This is a genomic window from Streptomyces sp. NPDC003034 (assembly GCF_053591375.1).
Genome location: NZ_JBSFTS010000002.1, coordinates 106,066 through 127,459, shown reverse-complemented (window position 1 = coordinate 127,459; position 21,394 = coordinate 106,066). Strand labels below are relative to the sequence as shown.

Sequence of the window (21,394 nt, the reverse complement as noted above, 5' to 3'; positions counted from 1 at the left end):
TGTGATCCATGCGCCCTGACACGCCTGCCGAGCACATCGCCGAAGCCGAGCGCCTCATCCGCACGGCGACCCGTTACCCCGAGGACCAGGAGCCCTTGCTCCTCCAGGCTGCGGCCCACCTGGAACTGGGCGACGCCCGGGACCGCGCCAGCGCGCTGTACGACCAACTCCTCGCCGGCTCCCCGGCGAACCCCCAGCTGATCAAGGCGCTCCAGGCGGCCAACCTCTGGGAGTACGGCCACGAGCCCGAGGCGCGCGCCCTCATCTCGGGCATCCGCGCCGCGGCCCCCAAGGACCCGGCGCCCTGGGAGGTCATCGCGGAAACGCTGGAAACGCACGACGAGTTGGAAGCCGCGCACGACTGCTTCAGCGAGGCCGCGCACCTCCTCATCGCGGAGGACGCCCCCCTCACCCCGGCCACGACCGCGCTCCTCACCGGCCGCCACCGCGTCCGGCGCCTCCTCGGGCGCCCGCACGACGACTGGGACATGGTCGCCGACACCCGCCACATCGGCCCGATCCCCCTCGACGAGCTCCACGACCCGAAGCGCATCTGGGCCCTGGGCTCGGACGATCCGAACGAGCTGCGCGCCGAGATCGCCCGCCTCCGCGCCGAACTGGGCGACCGCCGAGCCGCTCTCTCGCGCCCCTTCCCGGTGGCCATCCTCCACTGGCCCGAGCGCGAACTGGCCGAGCTCCTCACCAGCTACCCCACCCTCAGCCCGGAGTACCCCTCCCACGAGACCCACCTGTCCCGCGTCGAGGCCTCCCTCCGCGCCCTGGCCGCCTCGGGCACCACGAACCTCGGCATCGTCACGGCGAGCGTCCCCTCCTACGAGGCCTTCGCCGCATCCGAAAAGACCTCCCCGGCCTCCCCCAGCCTCCTGGCGGAATACGCGACCACCCTGGCGGCCCGCGGCAAAGCCACCCCCTGGCCCCCTTCCCCCACCTCCCCCTGCTGGTGCACCTCAGGCAAGCCCTACGCGGAATGCCACGGGGCCACCCAGGCTCCCTAGTAAGAGGGGGAGGGGGCGGCGGAAGTCAGATGGGTCCTAATCTCCCGTGCGGTTTCGCCGAAAATCGTCCCACCAGTCACGCTGATACTTGGCGTAGTCCTGGTGCAGGCCGTGGCTCTTCTTCATCAAGAGCCGGGGCAAGGTCGTGCGCGACGCGGCGTGAGGAACTCTCTCGATCACGCTCCAGTCCTCCGCGATGGAGATGGCCCCTATATCCAATCGGACATGACAGTTGGGGCAGAGGCACAAAATGTTGCGCTCAACATCCGGCCCTTTGTGAGGCTCAGCCAGCGGCTTGAGGTGGGCACCCTGGCTGTAAGGCCTGGAGTTGGCACCGACCAGTTGGATTCCGCAGGTCTGGCACTGCCCGCCGTACAGATCCTTTATGCGGCGAGCAGCCGCCGTATCGCGGATCATGCGCTGGACCTGCGCCGTCCGCGTCTGCGGGAACTTCTCCTCGTCACTGAAGCCGAATATTTCTACCGCGGCACTTTCGACGGTGGTGAGTTCCTGCTCCGGCTGCGGACAACGTTCAAGAATGAACTGGCATATCTCGATGGGCTGACCCGCGGGGCCCGGCGTGCCGGAAATGGCTGTCCGCGCCTCAGTGATGCGGTAGAGGCCGTCGTATCGATAGCCCTCACTAGGCGAATAACGATCATCCCCCTTGTACCCACGGAGAATCCGAACGGGATGCCCGCGATCATAGCTGAGCTTCAGTGCAGCATTGTCATCATAGTCCCAGCGCTGATTCGCCTTAAGGCGCTTCGTCTGCGGATCCCGATCTACGCCGGGGGAAGCACCCGTGTAAAGAATCTGGTGCCATGAATCGTCATCATCGAGATATCCGCCGTTGAGGACGATCGCATCGGACACGAAGGCACCATCGGAATCCCTGAGCCTGGATATTCCCCGCTGCAGATTGCCATGGAGCCGCGCATCGAAGACTTCCCTGCGCCCTGGAAGCACAGAACCAATCTCGACTCCGTCAATATGCCCAACAACTCGCTCAGCCGTCATCTCATCAGCATAGCTATTTCCGATCAGGGTTGGTCATTTTTTGGCACCAACTACAGCGGAAGCAGGAGCTGTTGGTGGCCGCGGGCCAGGGCCGTGGGTGGGGTGGGGCGGGAGTTGGTCAGGGTGAGGAGGGTGCGGAGGGCTGAGATGACCTCGGTGGGGGTGTCGCGGATCATCGACGGGGTGGCGCTGACCACCAGGATGCCGTGGGCCTCCAGGCGCAGCCGGCGGCGGAGGGTGGCGTGCCAGGCGTCGCGGGTGTAGTGGTACTCCGCCGAGTCGACTTCCAGGGCGACGCCCTCGTCGGGCCAGTAGGCGTCGGGGCTGGCCAAGAAGGTGCCGGCCGGGGTGTAGAGGCGGACGTTCCACAGGGGGGCCGGCAGGTCCGTCGCCGCCAGGGTGTCGCGGGCCCGTGCTTCGGCGATCGAGCGGACTCCCGCGACCAGTTCCCCGGCGGCGGCGCGAACCGCGGGACGGCTGAGGAGGCGGGAGGCACCGAGTTCGGCGTGCAGGTCCTGCGGATGGCACCAGCCGGCCTGGACGACGGAGGCGAGGACCGAGCGGATCCGGTCCGGGTGCCCCGCGCGGGAGGCGAAGTCCGCGGCCGCCCGGACGGGGCGGGTGCTCGGGACGCCGCAGACGGTGATGGTCCGCGGCCAGCGCGAAGTCGGGAGCGGACGGACCGCGGCGGTGCCGGCGAGCCTGCACGGAGCGCGGATCAGGACGTCGGTTGGTGTCGGGGCGGCGTCACGGATGCCGAGGAGGGCGAGAGCGGCGGCGCCGGTGAGGGCTGCCGTCGCGCCGGACAGGGGGTCGGCGGTGGGCTCGGCGGCGTACAGGACGGCGGAGAGTGCCAGTTGCCGAGGGTCGGGAGGTCCGGTTTGCAGGAGGTAGACACGGGGCAGTAACCGCTGCCAGGGGCCGCCGGGCCGGCTGCGGGAGGTGATCGTGCCGCCGGGGACGCCGGCCGTGGTGAGCTGGTGGCGCGTGGCGAGGTTGAGTTGCCTGCGAGCGACCTTCGCGGCCGGGGTCGGGGTTGGGGTTGGGGTCGCGGTCGATGCCCCTGACGCTGCCGTTGCCGCTTCCGTTCCTGCTTCTGCTCCTGCTCGTGCTCCTGCCTCCGTTCCCGTTGTCGCTGCCGTTGCCGATGTCGTCTGCTTGGTCGTGATCATGCTGCGGGTATGCCCGTCCTCGGGGCGGCCTACCCCCGGGCGAGTCACACCGCAGCTGCCGGACGGCGCAGCGCGCGCGTCCCCGCAGGCCAGCAGCAGGCCAGCAGGGACGGTACGGGCAAACCCGGTCCTAGCGGTTCGGGTGGTCCGGGGACAGGAAGACGATCACGCCCGTCTCGGTGCCGGGCCGGGCGGTGACCTCGTGCCAGCCCAGGCGGCGGTACGTGGCCACCGTCCCGGTGGCATGGCGGGAGGTCAGCAGCCAGGCGCGCCGGTCGGGGGCGTCTGCGGTGATCTCGGTGAGCAGGTCCCGGGCGGTGCCGCGGCCGCGCGCGTACGAGCGTACGGCCAGCTCGTCTATCTCCAGGGCGCCGGTCAGGAGCTCCTTCACCCGGCCGGGACCGAGCTGCGCCGCGACCTGGGCGTACGCACGGTTCCTGGGGAAGGTGGCCGGCGTGACCCAGCCCGTGGCGAAACCGTCGATGCCGGTTGCCGACTGGGCGAAGGCGGTACGGAATCCGCGGCGCCGGGCGTCGGCCTGCAGACGGCTCGCGAACTGGCGAATGGTTTCTTCACCCTCGTTCCATGGCGGACCGGAGAAGACGTCGGCGTAGGCGTCGACCAGTTCGTCCGCAAGGTCGAGGACGGCCTGTCCGTAACAGATCACGATGTCCTGGCTCCTGATGCTGGGTGTGGATTCTCCCTTTTGGGTTGAGAGCGAATTTATGGGCTCCGCGTTCCCGGCACACCCATCGCACGGTTCCGGCGAGTATGCGACAAATCCCCTCCCCGCCCCGCGTGTCGGGAAGCCCCGCGCCCGCGTTGAGCAGGCGTGGACAGACTCCTTCGGGCCGCGGGCACCTGCGCGGTCGCCTTTCTTCTGGTCCTGGGCGTGGTGGCGCTCCTGCCCCGCGCCGTGCAGGACGCCGTGCCCGATGCCGTGATCGGCGGCGCCGTGCTCGTCCTCGGGGCCGTGGGTGCCCACCGGGTGGCCGGGCGGTCGCGTTAGCCTCGTGGCACGGCTCATCGGCCCAGACGATCCAGGGAGTTCGACATGGCACGCGTACCCAGTTCCGCCCTCGCGGCGACCGGTCTGATCGGCGGGTACGCCCTCGCCCGGTGGACCGGGAAGCGGCCGCTGGGCGGGGTCGTACTCGGCGCCGCGGGTCTCGCGGCCGGGCGGCAATGGCACCGCCGGTGCGGCACCCCCGCGGCGGCCGGGCTCGGGACGCTGTACCTCGCCGGGTTCGCCGGCGCGCACCCGCTGGCCAAGAGAGTCGGAGCCTGGCCGGCCGTATTCGGGTCCGCCGCGGTCGTTGCCGCCGTCTCCTGGGCTGTCGCCGACCGCGGCTGACCGGGCGGAAGCCCGAAGGGGCCCGAACAGCCCAGGGGCGGCTACGCGCCGAAGCCCCGGGACACCGTGTAGATCAGCAGGCCGGCCAGGGCGCCCACCACCGTGCCGTTGATCCGGATGAACTGCAGGTCGCGGCCGATGTGGGCCTCGATCTTCCGGGAGGTGTGCTCGGCGTCCCAGCCCGCCACGGTCTCGGTGATCAGCGAGGTGATCTCCGTCCGGTAGGTGGTGACCACATACACCACCGCGCCCTCGGTCCAGCCCTCCACCTTCCGCTGCAAGCGGCCGTCGGTGGCCAGCCGCGCGCCCAGCGCGAGGAGCGAGGCACGGACGCGCAGGCGCAGTTCGCTCTGCTCGTCCTCCGCCGCCGAGATGATCATCGAGCGGATGGCGGCCCAGGCGGAGGCGATCACGTCCTGGACCTCGTCACGCGCCAGGATCTCGGACTTGAGCCGCTCCACGCGCGCGCGGGTGTCCGTATCCGACTGGAGGTCGGCCGCGAAGTCCGTCAGGAATCGGTCCACCGCCCCGCGCGCCGGGTGCTCCGGCATGTCCCGCATCTCCGTGACGAAGCGGAGCAGCTCCTTGTACACGCGGTCGCCAATCTTGCGGTCCACGAACCGCGGGGTCCAGCCGGGCGCCCCGCCCTGGACCGCGTCCATCACCGAGTCCCCGTGCGTGACCAGCCAGTGGTGCGCCCGCGTGCACAGGAGGTCGACGGCCCGGTGATGCCCGCCGTCCGCGACGACCTTCTCCAGCGTCTTGCCCATGGCCGGCGCGATCTCGGCCGTCTCGGCGCGCCGGGTGATGGCCTCCCCTACGACGGCCTGCACATCGGAATCACGCAGTACGGTCAGGGCTCCGCGCAGCGCGGCGGCCAGCTCCGCCGTGACCCGGTCGGCGTGCGCCGGCTCGGCCAGCCAGGACCCGAGCCGGCCGCCGATGCCGAGCGCGTGCAGCCGGGCCTTGACCACGTCGGAGGAGAGGAAGTTCTCACCGACGAACTCCCCGAGGGAGACGCCGAGCTGGTCCTTCTTGGTCGGGATGATCGCGGTGTGCGGGATGGGCAGACCGAGCGGCCGCCGGAAGAGCGCGGTGACGGCGAACCAGTCCGCGAGCGCGCCCACCATCCCGGCCTCGGCGGCGGCCGCCACGTACCCGGCCCAGGCGCCGGCGCCCCAGGCGTGCTGCGCGTACTCGGCCAGTACGTAGACCAGCGCGACCAGCACCAGCAGGCTCGTCGCGGTCGTCTTCATACGGCGTACGCCGCGCCGGCGCTCCTCGTCGGCGACGCTGAACACGAAGGCGCCCCGGGCGGGCGGCACCGGGGGTGCGGGCGGCGAAGAGCGTGCCGGTGACGGCGGTGGGGGCGCCGGCGGGGCGGCTCCTCCGGCTGCGATGCGGTTGTCCACGTGCTCCTGCCTTCCCCCTGGCGCCGGTTTTGTCTGCATAGCATCCGACTCCCGGGCGGTGTGAAGAGTTCCCGCCACGCCATTTCGCTCCCGCGAGGGGGTGCGGTCCGGCCTGCCCGGGGTCGGTGAGGCGCGGGCTCCGCCCGCCTACCCCGAGCCCGCGCCGTACAACCCGCGCCCGGGCCTCCGCCTGCGCCGGGACGCCGGGGCCCGTCCCTCCGCCGGGACGACCGGGGCCCGGCCCTCCGCCGGGACGGCCGGGGCCCCGGCCCTCCGCCCGGGACACCCCGGGCCCCGGCTCGGCTTCGCTCGCGCGCAGAGCAAGGGCCCCCGAGACCCCAGGCCGCAGACCCTGAGTCCCGGGCCCCGCGCCCCAGGGCCCCGCGCCCCGCGCCCCATCGGGAGCAGCCGTCGGTCAACCCGGAGAACCGGTGGCCCGGCCGGGCACCCCGGGCGCTACAGCTCCTTGCGCCGGGGGCCGGCGTCCGGGAGGTGCGGGGGCTTGACCTTGACTTCGACGCCTCCCCAGAAGGCGAAGCCCGTCACGACCACCCGCGGCGCGCCCGGCTGGCGCGGCCCCGTGCTGTCGCGCTGGTCGAAGGCGCCCATGAAGCCGAAGCCCCGTACGTCGACCTCCACCCCCGGCGGCACCGTGATCTCGATGCCGCCCATGATCGCGACGCAGTTGATCACGACCTCCCGCTGGGCGAAGTCCGCATCGCGCAGGTCGAGCTCCCCGCCGCCCCAGAACGCCACCGCGTCGAAACGGGCCGGTACCGTCCACCGCCCCTTGCGCTGGAACCCCGACATGACGGCGACAGCCGTCTTCGAGGGCGCCGCGCCGCCGATCCGCGCCGGCCACGCCGACCCCGCACCCGGCCCGGCAGCCGCCGGCATGGGAGCGGAGGCCGCCGGCAGGTCCCTCGTGAGCGGTTCCAGCTCCGCGTACGTACGGGACTTGTACGCCGCCTCCAGCCGCTCCTGGAACTCGTCCATGTCGAGCCGACCCTCGGCGACGGCGTCCCGCAGACGCTCCACCACCCGTTCCCGGTCGGCATCCGACGCCCTCAACTCCGGCAACGGCTTCTCCGGCCGCTCGTCAGTCATGAACACCAGCCTATGCAGAGCGGCGCGGGAGTAATACGGCTTGGCCCTGACGCGCTCCCCGGATTTATCCCTGACACAACCCAGGGCGCGCCCGGCCCGGAAGCCCCGGCCCGGAGCGCCCGGCCCGGGCCGGGCGCTCACTCATCGACATCCCTCACCCCCGCCCCGCATACATCCGCGCGATCACGTCCTCGATGTCCGGCTCCCGCACCGACAGGTCCACCAGCGGATACTCCGCCGCCACCGCCGCCACCAGCGGCGCCGCCGAAGCCCCCGCCGGGAACGCCAGCCACTGCCGCGGCCCGTCCACCTTCACCACCCGCGCCCCCGCCACACTGATCGGCGCGAGCTCCCGCTCCAGGTCGACCACCAGCGTCCGCTCGCTCTGCCCCACCGACCCCGCCGAGTGCAGCCCGGCCAGCGCCCCGTCATACATCAGCCGCCCGTGGTCGATCACCATCACCCGCTCGCACAGCTGCTCGATGTCCTGGAGATCGTGCGTCGTCAGCAGCACCGTCGTACCGAGCTCCTCGTTCAGCTGCCGCAGGAAGCCCCGTACCTTCGCCTTGCTCACCACGTCCAGCCCGATCGTCGGCTCGTCCAGGTACAGCACGTCCGGATCGTGCAGCAGCGCCGCCGCGATGTCCCCGCGCATCCGCTGCCCCAGCGACAGCTGCCGCACCGGTACGTCGAGCAGCTCCGCCAGGTCCAGCCGGTCCACGCAGCGCTCCAGGTTCTCCTTGAACCGCGCCGCCGGGATCCGGTACATCCGCCGCATCAGCCCGTACGAGTCCTTCAGCGGCAGGTCCCACCACAGCGTCGTGCGCTGCCCGAACACCACCCCGATCCGGTGGGCCAGCCGCAGCCGCTCCCGTGCCGGGTCGATGCCCGCTACGCGCAAGCGGCCGCCGCTCGGCGTCAGGATGCCCGTCAGCATCTTGATCGTCGTGGACTTCCCCGCGCCGTTGGGCCCGATGTAGCCGACCACCTCGCCCCGCGCGACCTCGAAACTGATCCCGTCCACGGCCCTGACCTGGCGCTTCTCGCGGCGCATCAGGCTCACTCGGCGCCGTACGTCGAAGACCTTCTCGACCCCGTCCAGGGTGATCAGTGCTTCTGCCATCCTTCAGCTCCCCGTGCTTCGGTACGAACGGACTCCCGCGCGCCACACCAGCGACGCGGGCAGGAACAGCGCGAAGGCCACCAGCGGGCTGATGTACGCCACCCACCCCGGCAGCCCCAGCGGGTCGGGCCGCCCCAGGATGTGCAGGGCTGGCAGCCAGTTGACGAAGCCCAGCGGGACGATGAAGGTCACTCCGCGCAGCAGGTCCTTCGCGAACACGGTCGGCGGGTACTGGAGCATTGTGCAGCCTCCGTACGTGAAGGAGTTCTGCACCTCCGCCGCGTCCCCCGCGAGGAACTGGAACGCGGCGCCGGCCACCATCACCGCCGCGAAGATCGCCGCGCCGGCCGCCACCATCACGGGCACCAGCAGCAGCTTCCCGACCGTCCAGTCCACCACCAGAGCACCCGGAGCACCCGGAGCGCCCGCCGCCCCCGCGCCCCCCGGACCCAGCTCCCACATCGCCCAGCCGAGCACCGCCAGCCCCTGCGCGACCCGCCCGAGCCGGCGCAGGGCGAAGCGGTCCGCCGCGACCTGCGCGAGCAGCGGGACCGGCCGCACCAGCATGGTGTCGAGCGACCCGTCGCGGATCCGGGCGCCGATCCGGTCCGTGTTCCCCAGCAGCATGTCCGCCAGGCCGAGGGAGGCCGAGCAGGACCCGTACAGCAGCGCGATCTCGGGCAGCGTGAAACCGCCGAGGACGTCCACGTGCGAGAACATGATGAAGATCGCGACGAAGTCGAGGAGCGTGATCGCCGCGTTCCCGAAGGTGGACAGGAAGAACGACGTCCGGTACGTCATCGTCGACCGGATCCACATCGCCACGATCAGCCCGTAGCCCCGCAGCCCCTCCACGGCGCGGTTGCGCCGCGGTACGTCCAAGGCCACCGGGTCCCGTTCCAGCACCAGCTCAGCCACCCTGGACCACCACCTTGCGCGTCGCGGCCGACTGCAGCAGCCGCCCCGCTCCCAGCAGTACGGCCGCCCACGCGGCCTGGAACCCCAGCGCCCCGGCCACGCCCCCGGCCCCCGGATGCCTGCCCAGCAGCACGTCCACCGGCACCTGGAGCATCGCCGCCCACGGCAGGACCCGGACGAACTCCCCGAAGGCGCCCGGGAACACCGTCAGCGGCAGCAGCATCCCGGAGAAGAAGATGCCGACGACGGTGGCCATCAGGTTGATCCCGGCCCCGTCCATCAGCCAGAAGGCCGCCAGCCCGAGCAGGTAGCGCACCGCGAAACCCACCACCAGCCCGAGCGTCAGCGAGACCAGGAACAGCAGCCAGCGCAGCGCCTGTGTGGGCAGCGCGAGCTGGAAGGCCAGCGCCCCCGCCGCCATCGGAACCAGCCCGCGCCCCAGCAGCTGGAAGCCGGCGCGGCCCATGTCCGCCGCCAGCCACCACATCTGGAGGTCGGCCGGCCGGTACAGGTCGACGGCGATGTCGCCCGTACGGATCCGCTCCTGGATCTCCTCCTGGAAACCGCCGCCGATGAGCGCGTTGGCGGCGAGCACCGACTGGCTCACCCATACGAAGGTCAGCGCCTGCGCCTGGTCGTAGCCGCCGAGCCCGGGCCGCTCGTCCCACAGGGCTATGTACGTGTACGCGACGATGAAACCGAACACGGTGTTGGTGAACACCCCGGCCGCCGTCGCCGTCCCGTAGGTGGCGTACCGCCGGAATCCGCCGGCCGCGACCTCCAGGTAGAGACGCACCGTCCCACCCGCTCCCTGACGCACCGTATCCCTCCGTTTCCCACGTCGTCCCGATGTCGTTCCCACGTCGTCCCTACGTCGGCCAAAGCGCGCGAGCTTAGTGCGGAGGGGCGATCCACGCGACCGATTTACGCCCGTCCGGAGTGGAATCACCGGCTCTCCGGTAGACACCATGGGGTACAGAAGTGGATATTCCGCACGGCGCCGAGGAGTCCCGGAGATGAGCGACCAGTCACCACCACCCGGCTGGATCCCTCGCGACCCGGACACCCCGCGCGAACCGCCGCCGCAGCAGGGGCCGGTAGGGCCCGGCGGCAGGCCCGGGAAAGCCGGCAGGAGCGGGAAGGTGGACAGGGCCGGGAAGCCGGGGAAGAGGGCCGGCCGCGCGCGGACCGGCTGGCGCCGCCTCCTCCCCACCTGGCGCATGGTCCTGGGCGGCGTCCTCTTCCTCGCCCTGCTGCTCGGCGGCGCCCTCGTCGCCGGCTACCTGCTGGTCGACATCCCGCCGGCCAACGCCGCCGCCACCGCCCAGTCCAACCTCTACCTCTACTCCGACGGTTCCCCCCTCGCCCGCGACGGCGAGGTCAACCGCGTGAACGTCCCGCTCTCGCAGATCCCGCGCACCGTCCAGGAAGCCGTACTGGCGGCCGAGGACCGCGACTTCTACTCCGAACGGGCGGTGGACCCCAAGGCGATGGTCCGCGCCGCCTGGAACACCGCGACGGGCAAGGGCACCCAGTCCGGTTCCACCATCACCCAGCAGTACGTCAAGAACTACTACCTGGGCCAGGAACAGACGATCAAACGCAAGGTCAAGGAATTCTTCATCGCGATCAAACTCGGTCGGGAGAAGTCGAAGGACTACATCCTGGAGGGGTACCTCAACACCAGCTACTTCGGCCGCAACGCCTACGGCGTCCAGGCCGCCTCCCAGGCCTACTACGGCAAGGACGTCGGCACGCTCACCACCGCCGAAGGCGCCTACCTCGCCACCCTCCTCAACTCCCCCAGCGCCTTCGACGTCGTCTCCCACCCCCGCGCCCGGCCCCGCGCCCTCGCCCGCTGGAACTACGTCCTCGACGGCATGGTCAAGAAGCGCTGGATGCCGGCCGCCGAACGCGCCGCCACCCGGTTCCCCGAGCCCGGCCAGGTCCGCCCGGCCGCCGGACTGTCCGGGCAGCGCGGCTACCTCGTGGAGGCGGTCAAGGACTACATCACCGAACGCGGGATCCTCGACGACAAAACCCTCGCCGAGGGCGGCTACCGCATCACCACCACCATCGACAGGCGCCGCCAGAACGCCCTCGTGGAGGCCGTCCAGGCACAGATGGTCTCCAAGCTGAACCCCGCGAAGCGCCCGGCCGACCGGTTCGTACGGGCCGGCGGGGCCTCCCTCGACCCCGCCACCGGCAAGGTCGTCGCCCTGTACGGCGGCATCGACTACACCCAGCAGTACGTCAACAACGCCACCCGCCACGACTACCAGGTCGCCTCCACCTTCAAGCCGTTCGTCTTCGCGGCCGCCGTCGAGAACGGCGCACGCACCCAGGACGGCCGCCGGATCACCCCGTACACGCTCTACAACGGCGACAACAGACGCCGCGTCATCGGCACCCGGGTCCCCTACGCCCCCGAGAACCAGGGGCAGATGTCGTACGGGAACATCACCGTCAACACCGCCACCGACCTCTCCGTCAACGCCGTCTTCGCACAGATGGCCGTCGACGTCGGCACCGACGAGGTCAAGCGGACCGCCGTCGCCCTCGGCATCCCGGAGAACACTCCGAATTTCGACGCCGGGCCCGCCATGGCCCTGGGCACCCTGCAGGCCAGCGTCCTCGACATGACGCAGGCGTACGCGACCCTCGCGGACCACGGCCGCCACACCCCGTACACCTTCATCGAGGAGATCACCAAGGACGGCGACACCATCGGCCTGCCCGAGCGGGGCCCGACCCAGGCCGTCAGCCGCGAAGCCGCCGACACCACCACCTCCATGCTGGTCAGCGTCGTCGACAACGGCACCGGTACGGCGGCCCTCGCCGCCGGCCACCCGGCGGCCGGCAAGACCGGCACCGGCGAACTCGACCGCTCGGCCTGGTTCGCCGCATACACCCCCACCCTGGTCACGGTGGTCGCGATGATGGGCCAGGACCCGGACACCGGCCGCCTCCAGTCGCTGTACAACGCCCTCGGCGAAACCCGCATCGGCGGGGGCGGCTACCCGGCCCGCATCTGGGCCGCCTACACGAAGACGGCCCTGGAGGGCACCGACCCCGTCGACTTCGAACTGGAACTCCAGCCCGGCGCGGCCCCGCCCCCGAACCCGCCGCCCGTACCGTCCGACCCCGAACAGGAGCCACCCGGAGGCGACCGCCCGCCGACGAACCCGGGACGGCCGAACCCGCCGACGCGGCCCAACCCGCCGAGCCCGCCGAACCCTCCGACGGAGGGCCAGACGCAGGGCGGGCAGACGAACGGCGGCCAGACGCAGGGCGGGCAGACCCAAGGAGGGCAGACGAACGGCGGGCAGACCCAGGGCGGCGCCACCCAGGGCGACGAGGGCGGCACCACGGCGGGCAACCAAGGGACTCAGGGCACCCAGGGCACGGACGGCGGCGTTGCGAAGGCCAGCGCCCGCCGTCCGCGTTCCTCGAATAGCCGGCCACCGGCCGCCAACCGCCGGCCCGGGACGTCAGCGGCGCTCAGTGACCGGAGGTCACCTTCAACCCCACCACGGCGACCAGCAGCAGACAGATGAAGAAGATCCGGGCGGCGGTCACGGGCTCACCCAGCACCGCCATACCCAGCACCGCCGCCCCGGCCGCGCCGATGCCCACCCACACCCCGTACGCCGTACCGATCGGCAGCGACTTCGCGGCGTAGGACAGCAGCACCATGCTCGCGACGATCCCGGCGCCCGTGAACACGCTGGGCCAGAGCCGCGTGAAGCCCTCGGTGAATTTCATGCCGATCGACCAGCCCACTTCGAGCAGACCGGCGACAAGCAGCAGAACCCAAGCCATGACAGGCACCTCCGGACGAGAGCGATAAGGGGTGCGTCGTCTTGTCCTCAACCCGGTACGGCGCGTCTCGTCGGGGTACCCGTCCACCGTAGCAAAGGGCAGCGAGGAGGGCTGGTGACCTCGGCCACCAGCCCTCCTCACCACCGCGCGGGCACAGACCCCGCCCTCAGAGGTAGAGCCCCGTGGAGTCCTTCGACCCCTCCAGCCGCTCCGCCGCCACGGCGTGCAGGTCCCGCTCGCGCATCAGCACGTACGTCGCACCCCGCACCTCGACCTCGGCCCGGTCCTCGGGGTCGTACAGCACCCGGTCACCGGGCTCTACGCTCCGGACGTTCTGCCCGACCGCGACCACCTCGGCCCAGGCCAGCCGCTTGCCCACCGCGGCCGTCGCCGGGATCAGGATGCCGCCGCCCGAGCGGCGCTCGCCCTCGGGCAGATCGGACTTCACGAGCACGCGGTCGTGCAGCATGCGGATGGGCATCTTGTCGTGGGTGGTGGTGTTGTCGCTCACGACCCGAACCTACCTGCCCGCACCCGGGCCGTACTCCGGAGGGTCATCAGCGCTTACGGCGCGCCGACACCACGAGCAGCCCCACCACACCCGCCGCGACCAGCGCGACGGGCACGATCCGCTCGATGCGCAAAGACCCGTCCTCGTGGCGCAGGCCGGCCTGCGCATCCGTCACCAGACGGTTCACCGCGACGAAGGCACGCCCGGCGGTGTGGTCGACCGTCGAGGCCACCCTCGCCTTGGCGTCCCCGATGATCGTCTTCGGGTGCATGCGCACACCGATCTCGTCGAGCGTCTCGGCGAGCTGCTCGCGGCGGCGGACGATGTCCGCCTCGATCTGTGCGGGGGTCCTGGCTTCCGGCACCGCGCTGCCTCCGTCGTCGTGGTCGTGATCGTGATCCGTCATGGACAGTCTGTCAGCTGAGTCAGCTTAGGCTCATGCCATACCGATCCCCTGCCGAGGAGACTGTCAGATGAGCGAGCGACTCCAGCCGGGCGACACCGCCCCCGCCTTCACCCTGCCCGACGCGGACGGCAACGAGGTCTCGCTCGCCGACCACACCGGCCGCAAGGTGATCGTCTACTTCTACCCCTCCGCCCTGACGCCGGGCTGCACCAAGCAGGCCTGCGACTTCACGGACAATCTGGCCCTCCTGGCGTCGGCGGGCTACGACGTCATCGGCGTCTCCCCCGACAAGCCGGAGAAGCTGGCGAAGTTCCGCGACCGGGAAGACCTGAAGGTCACCCTGGTCAGCGACCCCGAGAAGAAGACCCTGGAGGCGTACGGCGCGTACGGCGAGAAGAAGCTGTACGGCAAGACCGTGACGGGCGTCATCCGCTCGACGGTGGTCGTTGACGGGGAGGGCAAGGTCGAGCACGCCTTCTACAACGTGAAGGCGACGGGCCACGTAGCCAAGATCATCAAGGACCTGGGCATCTGACCCTGCCCGCTGCCGAGGGAAACAGCCCGCACCGCAACGGTGCGGGCACTCCTTTTACTGCACGAAAGGCCCCGTAACTGCCCGAATGCCGGACCGTTACTCCGTACGAGCGACTAACGCGCGGCCGATACACGGAGGGGGCCCATGCCGATCAGCCCGTACACGAAGGAGCGCCTCACGGAGGCGGTGCGCGATGCACGGACGCTGTCCGAGGCCTTGGTGAAGCTGGGGGTGGACCCGAAGGGGGGATCGCGGCGGTACCTCTCCGATCGCATGAAGCGGCTGGATGTGGACACGTCGCATTTTCAGCGGGAGGGAGTGAACGGGAGGTCTTGACCGAGGCGGCCGCCCGGTGCGGGACCATCGAGGAGGTCGTCGCCCGCTACGGCATCGACCCGCACGCCGGACTGGGGCACTACCTCATGCGCCGCTTCTCCGCTTACGGCATCGACGTCGCGCACTTCAGGCGACGGCCGTACACGCGGCACGAGAAACCGGACGTGGCCTCCTTGCGGGAAGCGGTCCCCTCATCACGGTCGTTGGCGGAAACGCTCCGGCGTCTCGGGCGACCGCCCGGCCCCCGCTGGAGGGAATCCCTGCAGGGGTGGATCCGCGCATCAGGACTGGACACTTCGCACTTCCTCGGGCAGGCACACCAGCGCGGCAAACCGGGGCCCCTCGCCCCTACGGCTGCCGAGATCCTCGTCCGCCACGAAGGCAAGCGGCGTACCGGAACCAAGGCCCTGCTCCGCGCGCTGCGCGAGGTCGGCGTGCCCGATCGGTGCGATCGGTGCGGAATCCCTCCCGAGTGGCGCGGACTGCCCATGACGCTGAGGTCGACCACGTGAACGGCGACTGGAGCGACAACCGCCGCGAGAACCTGCGATTGCTGTGCCCCAACTGCCACAGCATCATGGATACGTGGTGCCGCGACCGTCGTCCAAAATCTGCCCCGCCCATCGAGCAACCCGTAGACTGAGCGGAGCCCGGACGGGTCCAATGTCCGAATCGGGCGACATGTCGCGGTTGTGGTGGAATGGCAGTCACGCTGGGTTTAGGTCCCAGTGGGGTAAAACCCGTGGGGGTTCGAATCCCCCCAACCGCACTTCTACGTTGAAGGCCCGGTGCGCGCGCAGGTGCGCACCGGGCCTTCGGCGTGAACGGCAGGCGTCAGCCCAGGAGGTCCCGGATCACCGGGACCAGGGCGCGGAAGGCCTGGCCGCGGTGGGAGATGGCGTTCTTCTCCGCGGCGGAGAGTTCCGCGCAGGAGCGGCTTTCGCCGAGGGGCTGGAGGATCGGGTCGTAGCCGAAGCCGCCGGTGCCCGACGGGGTGGGGCGCAGGGTGCCCAGGAGGCGGCCCTCGACCACGCGGGAGGTGCCGTCCGGGAGGGCCAGGGCCGCCGCGCAGAAGAAGTGGGCGCCGCGGTGTTCCGGGGCGATGTCGGCGAGCTGGGCCAGCAGGAGGCGCAGGTTGGCCTCGTCGTCGCCGTGGCGGCCCGCCCAGCGGGCGGAGAAGATGCCGGGGGCGCCGCCCAGGATGTCCACGCAGAGTCCGGAGTCGTCGGCCACGGCGGGCAGGCCCGTGGCCTGGGCCAGGGCGTGGGCCTTGAGGAGGGCGTTCTCGGCGAAGGTGACGCCGGTTTCCTTGACGTCCGGGATGTCCGGGTACGCGTCCGCGCCGACCAGCTCGTGCGGCAGGCCGGCGTCGGACAGGATGGCGCGGAGTTCGGAGACTTTGCCCGCGTTGCGGGTGGCGAGGATCAGGCGGCTGCTGCTCATGGTGGCCATTATTCCGGCCCCCGCCTCCCGTCCGGCCCCGTGCACCCGGCCCGCCCGGCCCGCGCGACCAGTCCGGCCAGCTCGGTCCGCGCGACCAGTCCGGCCAGCTCGGTCCGCGCGACCAGCCCGGCCCGCTCGGCCCGCCCGGCCCGCTCGGCCAGCCCGGCCCGCTCGGCCATCCCGCTCAGTCCGCTCAACCCGCTCAGCCCGGGGTGCAGACCTTGGAGATCTCGCTCGCCGCGTCCGCGACCGGCTTGATGTCGGGGGTGGGGTTGCCGTTCTCGATGGCGGTGCGGACGTTCTGGACGGCCGTGTTCATCGAGTCGATGGCCTTGCCGAGGTCGGCGTTGCCCGTCTGGTCGCCGATCTTCTTGAGGTTCGTCTCGATCTGGTTGAGCGCGTTCTGGGCGTCCTGCGGGCTGTTGCCCGCCTGGGAGACCGCCTGCTGGAGGTCGTTGGCGCCGTCCGTGATGGCGACGGCGGTGTTCGCGCAGTCCATCGCCGTGGAGATCGCGTCACACGCCGTCAGGGCGGAGACGGAGAGCGCGGCGGCCGCCACCACGGCGGCGATGCGGTGCTTCTGCTTCATTTTCGGGTCCCCCAAGATTCGGATGCGTGGACGGGCGCACGGTGATGACACCGTGCGCCCGCATCTTCCATGACGCCGGGACGGGTCCGGCGGTTGCCCCCTACAGGACGGGCAGGTCCAGCGCGCGCAGCTGGATGGCTTCGAGGTCGGCGCAGCCGCCGGCGGCGAGGTCCAGGAGGGCGTTGAGTTCCTTGCGGTCGAAGGGCTCGCCCTCGGCGGTGCCCTGGACCTCGACGAAGCGTCCGTCGCCGGTGCAGACGACGTTCATGTCCGTCTCGGCCCGTACGTCCTCCTCGTAGCAGAGGTCGAGGAGGGGGACGCCGTCCACGATGCCGACGCTGACGGCGGCGACCGTGCCGGTGAGCGGCTTGCGGCCGGCCTTGATGAGCTTCTTCTGCTGGCCCCAGGCGACGGCGTCGGCGAGGGCGACGTACGCGCCGGTGATGGCGGCGGTGCGGGTGCCGCCGTCTGCCTGGAGGACGTCGCAGTCCAGGACGATGGTGTTCTCGCCGAGGGCCTTGTAGTCGATGACGGCGCGCAGCGAGCGGCCGATGAGGCGGGAGATCTCGTGGGTGCGGCCGCCGATCTTGCCGCGTACGGATTCACGGTCGCCGCGGGTGTTGGTGGAGCGGGGCAGCATCGAGTATTCGGAGGTGACCCAGCCTTCGCCGCTGCCCTTGCGCCAGCGCGGGACGCCTTCGCTGAAGGAGGCGGTGCAGAAGACCTTCGTGTCTCCGAAGGAGATGAGGACGGAGCCCTCGGCGTGCTTGCTCCATCCGCGTTCGATGGTGACCGGGCGGAGCTGTTCGGGCGTGCGGCCGTCGATGCGAGACATGGTTGCGAGCCTAGCCCCTGCGGGGAGCATGACCCAGACGCGGCGGAAACCCGACGCAGGTGCTGTTCATCTGAGGAATCCCCTCGCGCCGCATCGAGGTCATCACGGCATGGGGCGCGCCACCCTCCGCGTGGCGGGCCCGTGAGGACCGCGGCCATGTCCCTCAGCGTTCCCCGCCTTTGGATCGGCTCGACCGAGATCATTGCCCTCGCCGACGGCCCGGGCCCGTTCTTCTCCCCGCGCGCCGAGGCCTTCCCCGGGGCCACGGCCGCTCAGTGGGCCGAGGCGACCGCTACGACCCGGGCGCGGTGGGCGCCGAGGGCCGCCGGCCGGCTGCGGCTCCTCGACGGCGACACACCGCTGCGCGCATCCGGGTCATGCCCCTGCGCGGGTACGCGAAGACCCCGTCCGGGTGGTCCGGGACGGGGTCTTCGGGTGCCTTGGGCGGGGCCTTCGCGCAGGGCCTCGTACGGCGTCTCCGTACGGGCGACTGCCGCGCGGGGCGCCGGTACCGCTCAGGCCGCTCAGGCCGCTCAGGTCACATCATGTCTTCGATGTCCGCGGCGATCGGGTCGGCGTCCGTGCCGATGACGACCTGGATCGCGGTGCCCATCTTGACGACGCCGTGGGCGCCGGCGGCCTTGAGGGCGACCTCGTCGACCTTGCTCGGGTCGACGACCTCGGTGCGCAGGCGGGTGATGCAGCCCTCGACCTCTTCGATGTTCTCGATACCGCCGAGCCCGGCGACGATCTTCTCAGCCTTGGTGGCCATGTGTTTCTCCCTGAGTGTTTCGAAGAACGAGTCTCGGCGGCCTTAACCAGCGGATCCGCTTTGTCACGGTAGCTCACGCTTGGCCTATCTACGCGGGCGCATGACCGGCTCCTGCCCAATGATGACGATCAGCAGCAGCCTGCCCCACGACTGGTCTACACCAGTGTGCCGCACATGTTGCGACTGCCAGAAACCGGGTCGGTCAGGGAGGACGCCGATGAGCGCGAGCAGCGCCGCAGCTGTGCCGGAGCCCCGGTGGTGGAACGGGCTGTTCCAGGGACTGCAGAAGATGGGGCGGAGTCTGCAGCTGCCGATCGCGGTCCTGCCCGCGGCGGGCATCCTCAACCGCCTCGGCCAGCCGGACGTGTTCGGTTCGGAGGGTCTGAACTGGACGAACGTCGCGAAGGTGATGGCGGGCGCCGGCGGGGCGCTGCTGGACGCGGACCTCGGTCTGCCGCTGCTCTTCTGCATCGGCGTGGCGATCGGCATGGCGAAGAAGGCGGACGGTTCGACCGCGCTGGCGGCGGTGGCGGGCTTCCTCGTCTACCGGGGGGTGCTGCACGCCTTCCCCGACGACTGCCCCGAGGGCACGCGGGACGTCAGGGGTGGCTGCCTGGGGCAGGCGGACGCCTTCGCCGGGTACACGTTCCAGAATCCGGGGGTCTTCGGCGGCATCGTGATGGGCTTGCTGACCGCCTGGTTCTGGCAGCGCTACCACCGGGTGAAGCTGGTGGACTGGCTGGGCTTCTTCAACGGCCGCCGGCTGGTGCCGATCATCATGTCCTTCGTGGCGATCGCCTTCGCCGCGCTGTGCCTGTGGATCTGGCCGCCCATCGGCGGTGCGCTGGAGAGCTTCTCGGACTGGCTGATCGGTCTGGGTGCGTGGGGCGCCGGCATCTTCGGCATCGCCAACCGGGCGCTGCTGGTGATCGGGCTGCACCAGTTCCTGAACGTGCCGGTGTGGTTCCAGTTCGGCAGTTTCACGAAGCCGGACGGCCAGACGGTGCACGGCGACATCAACAGGTTCCTGGCGGGTGACCCGGAGGCCGGTCAGTTCCTCACCGGCTTCTTCCCGATCATGATGTTCGCCCTTCCGGCGGCAGCCCTCGCGATCACGCACTGTGCGAAGCCGCAGCGGCGCAAGGAGGTGGGCGGGCTGATGCTGTCGGTCGCCCTGACCTCGTTCGTCACCGGCATCACGGAGCCGCTGGAGTACTCCTTCCTCTTCGTGGCGCCGCTGCTGTACGTGATCCACGCGGTGCTGACGGGTGTGTCGATGGCGGTGACGTGGGCGCTGGGGGTGAAGGACGGCTTCAGTTTCTCGGCGGGTCTGATCGACTACGTCATCAACTGGAGTCTGGCCACGAAGCCGTGGCTGATCATTCCGATCGGCCTGGCCTTCGCCCTCGTCTATTACGTGGTCTTCCGTTTCGCGATCACGAAGTTCGACATCCCGACTCCAGGCCGGGAGTCGGACGAGGAGATCGCGGCGATGGAGGCGGAGACGACGAAGCCGTAGCGCCGGTGGCCGCCGAGGGGGCAGATGTGGCGCAGGCCACATGAAATCGAAGGTTCCTTATCTAACCCTCACCGTGTTACAACTGGTCTACACCACGATTGGTGTAGACCACGCGAGGCTGGATCCGGCCCTCGCGGTCCCCCTTTCTGAGACGCCGCCACCCTTCCCCCGTGTCCCCGGGCGGCGCCTTGCCCCCTGGAGGAAGTTGTGTCCACGGCTAGCGCTGCCCCGGCGGCCGAGAAGAAGAAGGGCTCCGGAGCGATGGCTGTCATGCAGCGCATCGGCCGCAGCCTGATGCTCCCCGTCGCGGTGCTGCCCGCAGGCGCCCTGCTGCTGCGACTCGGCGCGGACGACATGCTGGGCGACAAGGACGTCTTCCCGACGTTCGTCCTCAAGATCGCGGGTTACATGGCCGCCGGCGGCGGCGCGATCCTCGACAACATGGCGCTGCTGTTCGCCGTCGGCATCGCGATCGGCTTCGCCAAGAAGTCGGACGGTTCCACCGCCCTGGCCGCCGTCACCGGTTACCTCGTCTTCCAGAAGGTCCTCGCCACCTTCACCGACAGCAACCTGCCGCAGGTCGCCAAGGTCGTCGGCGGCAAGATCGTCATGGTGGACGCCGCGGTCAACGCCGGAGTCCTCGGCGGTGTCGTGATGGGCATCATCACGGCCCTGCTCTACCAGAAGTTCTACCGGACCAAGCTGCCCGACTGGGCGGGCTTCTTCGGCGGCCGCCGCCTCGTCCCGATCCTCACCGCCGTCGCGGGCCTGGTCACCGGTATCGTCTTCGGCCTGATCTGGCCGGTGCTGGGCACGGGTCTGCACAACTTCGGTGAGTGGCTGACCGGTTCCGGCGCCGTCGGCGCGGGCATCTTCGGTGTCGCCAACCGTGCGCTGATCCCGATCGGCATGCACCACCTGCTGAACTCCTTCCCGTGGTTCCAGGCCGGTTCCTTCGACACTCCCAACGGCGCCGTCCACGGTGACATCGGCCGCTTCCTCGCCGGTGACCCCACCGCCGGACAGTTCATGACCGGCTTCTTCCCGATCATGATGTTCGCGCTCCCCGCGGCCTGTCTCGCGATCGTCCACTGCGCCCGCCCGGAGCGCCGCAAGGTCGTCGGCGGCATGATGTTCTCCCTCGCGCTCACCTCCTTCGTCACCGGTGTGACGGAGCCGATCGAGTTCACCTTCATGTTCATCGCGCCGGTGCTGTACGCGATCCACGCGGTGCTGACCGGTGTCTCCATGGCACTGACCTGGGCCCTGGGCATGCGGGACGGCTTCGGCTTCTCGGCGGGCCTGGTGGACTTCCTGCTGAACCTGGGCATCGCGGAGAAGCCGTGGATGCTCGCCGGTGTCGGCCTGTGCTTCGCGGTCGTCTACTACGTCGTCTTCCGCTTCGCCATCGTCAAGTTCAACCTCCCGACGCCGGGCCGCGAGTCCGACGAGGAGCTCGCCGAGCTGGTGAAGGCCGAGGCCAAGTAGGCCCCGCCACATCCGG

At 70.5% G+C, this 21,394-nt stretch carries 24 protein-coding genes, 1 tRNA gene, 2 pseudogenes and 1 riboswitch; of the genes and pseudogenes, 11 read left to right on the top strand and 16 right to left on the bottom strand.

Annotated elements, in window-relative coordinates; genetic code table 11:
• Nucleotides 1–8 precede the first annotated feature (8 nt).
• Entirely contained in the window at nt 9–1,016 is a 1,008-nt protein-coding gene (locus tag ACWDX7_RS02975; RefSeq protein ID WP_451488544.1) for an SEC-C metal-binding domain-containing protein, read from the top strand.
• Nucleotides 1,017–1,052: 36 nt separating this feature from the next.
• On the opposite strand, the gene ACWDX7_RS02970 is transcribed toward ACWDX7_RS02975, so the two are convergent.
• From ACWDX7_RS02970 to ACWDX7_RS02960, 3 genes are all read right to left on the bottom strand, one after another.
• The gene (locus ACWDX7_RS02970; RefSeq protein WP_451488545.1) at nt 1,053–2,036 is read right to left on the bottom strand and encodes a YDG/SRA domain-containing protein; all 984 of its coding nucleotides are present in this window, start codon (nt 2,034–2,036) and stop codon (nt 1,053–1,055) included.
• A 50-nt stretch (nt 2,037–2,086) separates the two neighbouring features.
• On the bottom strand, nt 2,087–3,208 hold the full coding sequence (locus ACWDX7_RS02965) for a hypothetical protein (protein ID WP_451488546.1): 1,122 nt from the start codon (nt 3,206–3,208) through the stop codon (nt 2,087–2,089).
• Nucleotides 3,209–3,338: 130 nt separating this feature from the next.
• Nucleotides 3,339–3,875, bottom strand: a complete 537-nt coding sequence (locus tag ACWDX7_RS02960) for a GNAT family N-acetyltransferase (RefSeq protein ID WP_451488547.1) — start codon at nt 3,873–3,875, stop codon at nt 3,339–3,341.
• A gap of 165 nt (nt 3,876–4,040) precedes the next feature.
• On the opposite strand from ACWDX7_RS02960, the gene ACWDX7_RS02955 reads away from it, so the two are divergent.
• Both ACWDX7_RS02955 and ACWDX7_RS02950 read left to right on the top strand, forming a co-directional pair.
• Nucleotides 4,041–4,217 carry a hypothetical protein gene (locus ACWDX7_RS02955; protein WP_451488548.1) on the top strand — a complete coding sequence of 59 codons (177 nt, stop codon included), beginning with the start codon at nt 4,041–4,043 and terminating at the stop codon, nt 4,215–4,217.
• Nucleotides 4,218–4,262: 45 nt separating this feature from the next.
• Complete coding sequence (locus ACWDX7_RS02950; RefSeq protein WP_451488549.1) at nt 4,263–4,562, top strand: hypothetical protein; 300 nt, start codon at nt 4,263–4,265, stop codon at nt 4,560–4,562.
• Between the two features lie 41 nt (nt 4,563–4,603).
• Here ACWDX7_RS02950 and ACWDX7_RS02945 read toward each other — a convergent pair whose 3' ends face one another.
• The 5 genes from ACWDX7_RS02945 to ACWDX7_RS02925 form a co-directional block, all read right to left on the bottom strand.
• On the bottom strand, nt 4,604–5,818 hold the full coding sequence (locus ACWDX7_RS02945; protein ID WP_451488653.1) for a DUF445 domain-containing protein: 1,215 nt from the start codon (nt 5,816–5,818) through the stop codon (nt 4,604–4,606).
• Nucleotides 5,819–6,430: 612 nt separating this feature from the next.
• Complete coding sequence (locus tag ACWDX7_RS02940; RefSeq protein WP_451488550.1) at nt 6,431–7,081, bottom strand: DUF1707 SHOCT-like domain-containing protein; 651 nt, start codon at nt 7,079–7,081, stop codon at nt 6,431–6,433.
• A 154-nt stretch (nt 7,082–7,235) separates the two neighbouring features.
• Complete coding sequence (locus tag ACWDX7_RS02935) at nt 7,236–8,204, bottom strand: ABC transporter ATP-binding protein (RefSeq protein WP_451488551.1); 969 nt, start codon at nt 8,202–8,204, stop codon at nt 7,236–7,238.
• 3 nt (nt 8,205–8,207) lie between these two features.
• On the bottom strand, nt 8,208–9,122 hold the full coding sequence (locus ACWDX7_RS02930; protein WP_451488552.1) for an ABC transporter permease: 915 nt from the start codon (nt 9,120–9,122) through the stop codon (nt 8,208–8,210).
• A complete protein-coding gene (locus ACWDX7_RS02925; protein ID WP_451488553.1) occupies nt 9,115–9,918 on the bottom strand; it encodes an ABC transporter permease in 804 nt (267 codons plus the stop codon). The genes ACWDX7_RS02930 and ACWDX7_RS02925 overlap by 8 nt, the downstream gene beginning before the upstream one ends.
• Nucleotides 9,919–10,138: 220 nt before the next feature.
• On the opposite strand from ACWDX7_RS02925, the gene ACWDX7_RS02920 reads away from it, so the two are divergent.
• Nucleotides 10,139–12,679 (top strand): transglycosylase domain-containing protein, encoded by a 2,541-nt coding sequence (locus tag ACWDX7_RS02920; protein WP_451488554.1) that lies wholly within the window; start codon nt 10,139–10,141, stop codon nt 12,677–12,679.
• On the opposite strand, the gene ACWDX7_RS02915 is transcribed toward ACWDX7_RS02920, so the two are convergent.
• The 3 genes from ACWDX7_RS02915 to ACWDX7_RS02905 all read right to left on the bottom strand — a co-directional run bounded on the left by ACWDX7_RS02915 (nt 12,624) and on the right by ACWDX7_RS02905 (nt 13,819).
• Entirely contained in the window at nt 12,624–12,944 is a 321-nt protein-coding gene (locus ACWDX7_RS02915; protein ID WP_451488555.1) for a DMT family transporter, read from the bottom strand. The genes ACWDX7_RS02920 and ACWDX7_RS02915 overlap by 56 nt on opposite strands.
• A gap of 30 nt (nt 12,945–12,974) precedes the next feature.
• Nucleotides 12,975–13,048: riboswitch (guanidine-III (ykkC-III) riboswitch) on the bottom strand.
• Between the two features lie 62 nt (nt 13,049–13,110).
• Nucleotides 13,111–13,455, bottom strand: coding sequence for a GroES family chaperonin (locus ACWDX7_RS02910; RefSeq protein ID WP_451488556.1), 345 nt, complete (start codon nt 13,453–13,455; stop codon nt 13,111–13,113).
• A gap of 46 nt (nt 13,456–13,501) precedes the next feature.
• A complete protein-coding gene (locus tag ACWDX7_RS02905; protein ID WP_451488654.1) occupies nt 13,502–13,819 on the bottom strand; it encodes a DUF3618 domain-containing protein in 318 nt (105 codons plus the stop codon).
• A gap of 109 nt (nt 13,820–13,928) precedes the next feature.
• On the opposite strand from ACWDX7_RS02905, the gene bcp reads away from it, so the two are divergent.
• The 4 genes from bcp to ACWDX7_RS02885 all read left to right on the top strand — a co-directional run bounded on the left by bcp (nt 13,929) and on the right by ACWDX7_RS02885 (nt 15,501).
• On the top strand, nt 13,929–14,396 hold the full coding sequence (gene bcp / locus ACWDX7_RS02900; RefSeq protein ID WP_451488557.1) for a thioredoxin-dependent thiol peroxidase: 468 nt from the start codon (nt 13,929–13,931) through the stop codon (nt 14,394–14,396).
• Between the two features lie 144 nt (nt 14,397–14,540).
• Nucleotides 14,541–14,732, top strand: a complete 192-nt coding sequence (locus ACWDX7_RS02895; protein WP_451488558.1) for a hypothetical protein — start codon at nt 14,541–14,543, stop codon at nt 14,730–14,732.
• The gene (locus ACWDX7_RS02890) at nt 14,729–15,244 is read left to right on the top strand and encodes an HNH endonuclease (RefSeq protein ID WP_451488559.1); all 516 of its coding nucleotides are present in this window, start codon (nt 14,729–14,731) and stop codon (nt 15,242–15,244) included. The genes ACWDX7_RS02895 and ACWDX7_RS02890 overlap by 4 nt, the downstream gene beginning before the upstream one ends.
• A 174-nt stretch (nt 15,245–15,418) precedes the next feature.
• A tRNA-Leu gene (locus ACWDX7_RS02885) sits at nt 15,419–15,501 on the top strand.
• A 65-nt stretch (nt 15,502–15,566) separates the two neighbouring features.
• On the opposite strand, the gene rdgB is transcribed toward ACWDX7_RS02885, so the two are convergent.
• The 4 genes from rdgB to rph all read right to left on the bottom strand — a co-directional run bounded on the left by rdgB (nt 15,567) and on the right by rph (nt 17,599).
• Complete coding sequence (gene rdgB, locus ACWDX7_RS02880; RefSeq protein WP_451488560.1) at nt 15,567–16,175, bottom strand: RdgB/HAM1 family non-canonical purine NTP pyrophosphatase; 609 nt, start codon at nt 16,173–16,175, stop codon at nt 15,567–15,569.
• A gap of 8 nt (nt 16,176–16,183) precedes the next feature.
• The gene (locus ACWDX7_RS02875; RefSeq protein ID WP_451488561.1) at nt 16,184–16,372 is read right to left on the bottom strand and encodes a hypothetical protein; all 189 of its coding nucleotides are present in this window, start codon (nt 16,370–16,372) and stop codon (nt 16,184–16,186) included.
• A 5-nt stretch (nt 16,373–16,377) separates the two neighbouring features.
• Complete coding sequence (locus ACWDX7_RS02870) at nt 16,378–16,764, bottom strand: hypothetical protein (protein WP_451488562.1); 387 nt, start codon at nt 16,762–16,764, stop codon at nt 16,378–16,380.
• Nucleotides 16,765–16,864: 100 nt separating this feature from the next.
• Nucleotides 16,865–17,599, bottom strand: coding sequence for a ribonuclease PH (gene rph, locus ACWDX7_RS02865; protein ID WP_451488563.1), 735 nt, complete (start codon nt 17,597–17,599; stop codon nt 16,865–16,867).
• Nucleotides 17,600–17,755: 156 nt separating this feature from the next.
• Between rph and ACWDX7_RS02860 the strand changes: the two are divergent.
• Nucleotides 17,756–17,925, top strand: a pseudogene (locus tag ACWDX7_RS02860) (MBL fold metallo-hydrolase); the annotation flags it as partial.
• A 212-nt stretch (nt 17,926–18,137) separates the two neighbouring features.
• Here the strand turns inward: ACWDX7_RS02860 and ACWDX7_RS02855 are convergent.
• Nucleotides 18,138–18,380: pseudogene (locus ACWDX7_RS02855) on the bottom strand (glucose PTS transporter subunit EIIB); the annotation flags it as partial.
• Nucleotides 18,381–18,588: 208 nt separating this feature from the next.
• Here ACWDX7_RS02855 and ACWDX7_RS02850 point away from each other — a divergent pair.
• Nucleotides 18,589–19,890, top strand: coding sequence for a PTS transporter subunit EIIC (locus ACWDX7_RS02850; RefSeq protein WP_451488564.1), 1,302 nt, complete (start codon nt 18,589–18,591; stop codon nt 19,888–19,890).
• Between the two features lie 207 nt (nt 19,891–20,097).
• Nucleotides 20,098–21,378: a PTS transporter subunit EIIC gene (locus ACWDX7_RS02845; protein ID WP_451488565.1), complete on the top strand. Its 1,281-nt coding sequence runs from the start codon at nt 20,098–20,100 to the stop codon at nt 21,376–21,378.
• Nucleotides 21,379–21,394 lie beyond the last annotated feature (16 nt).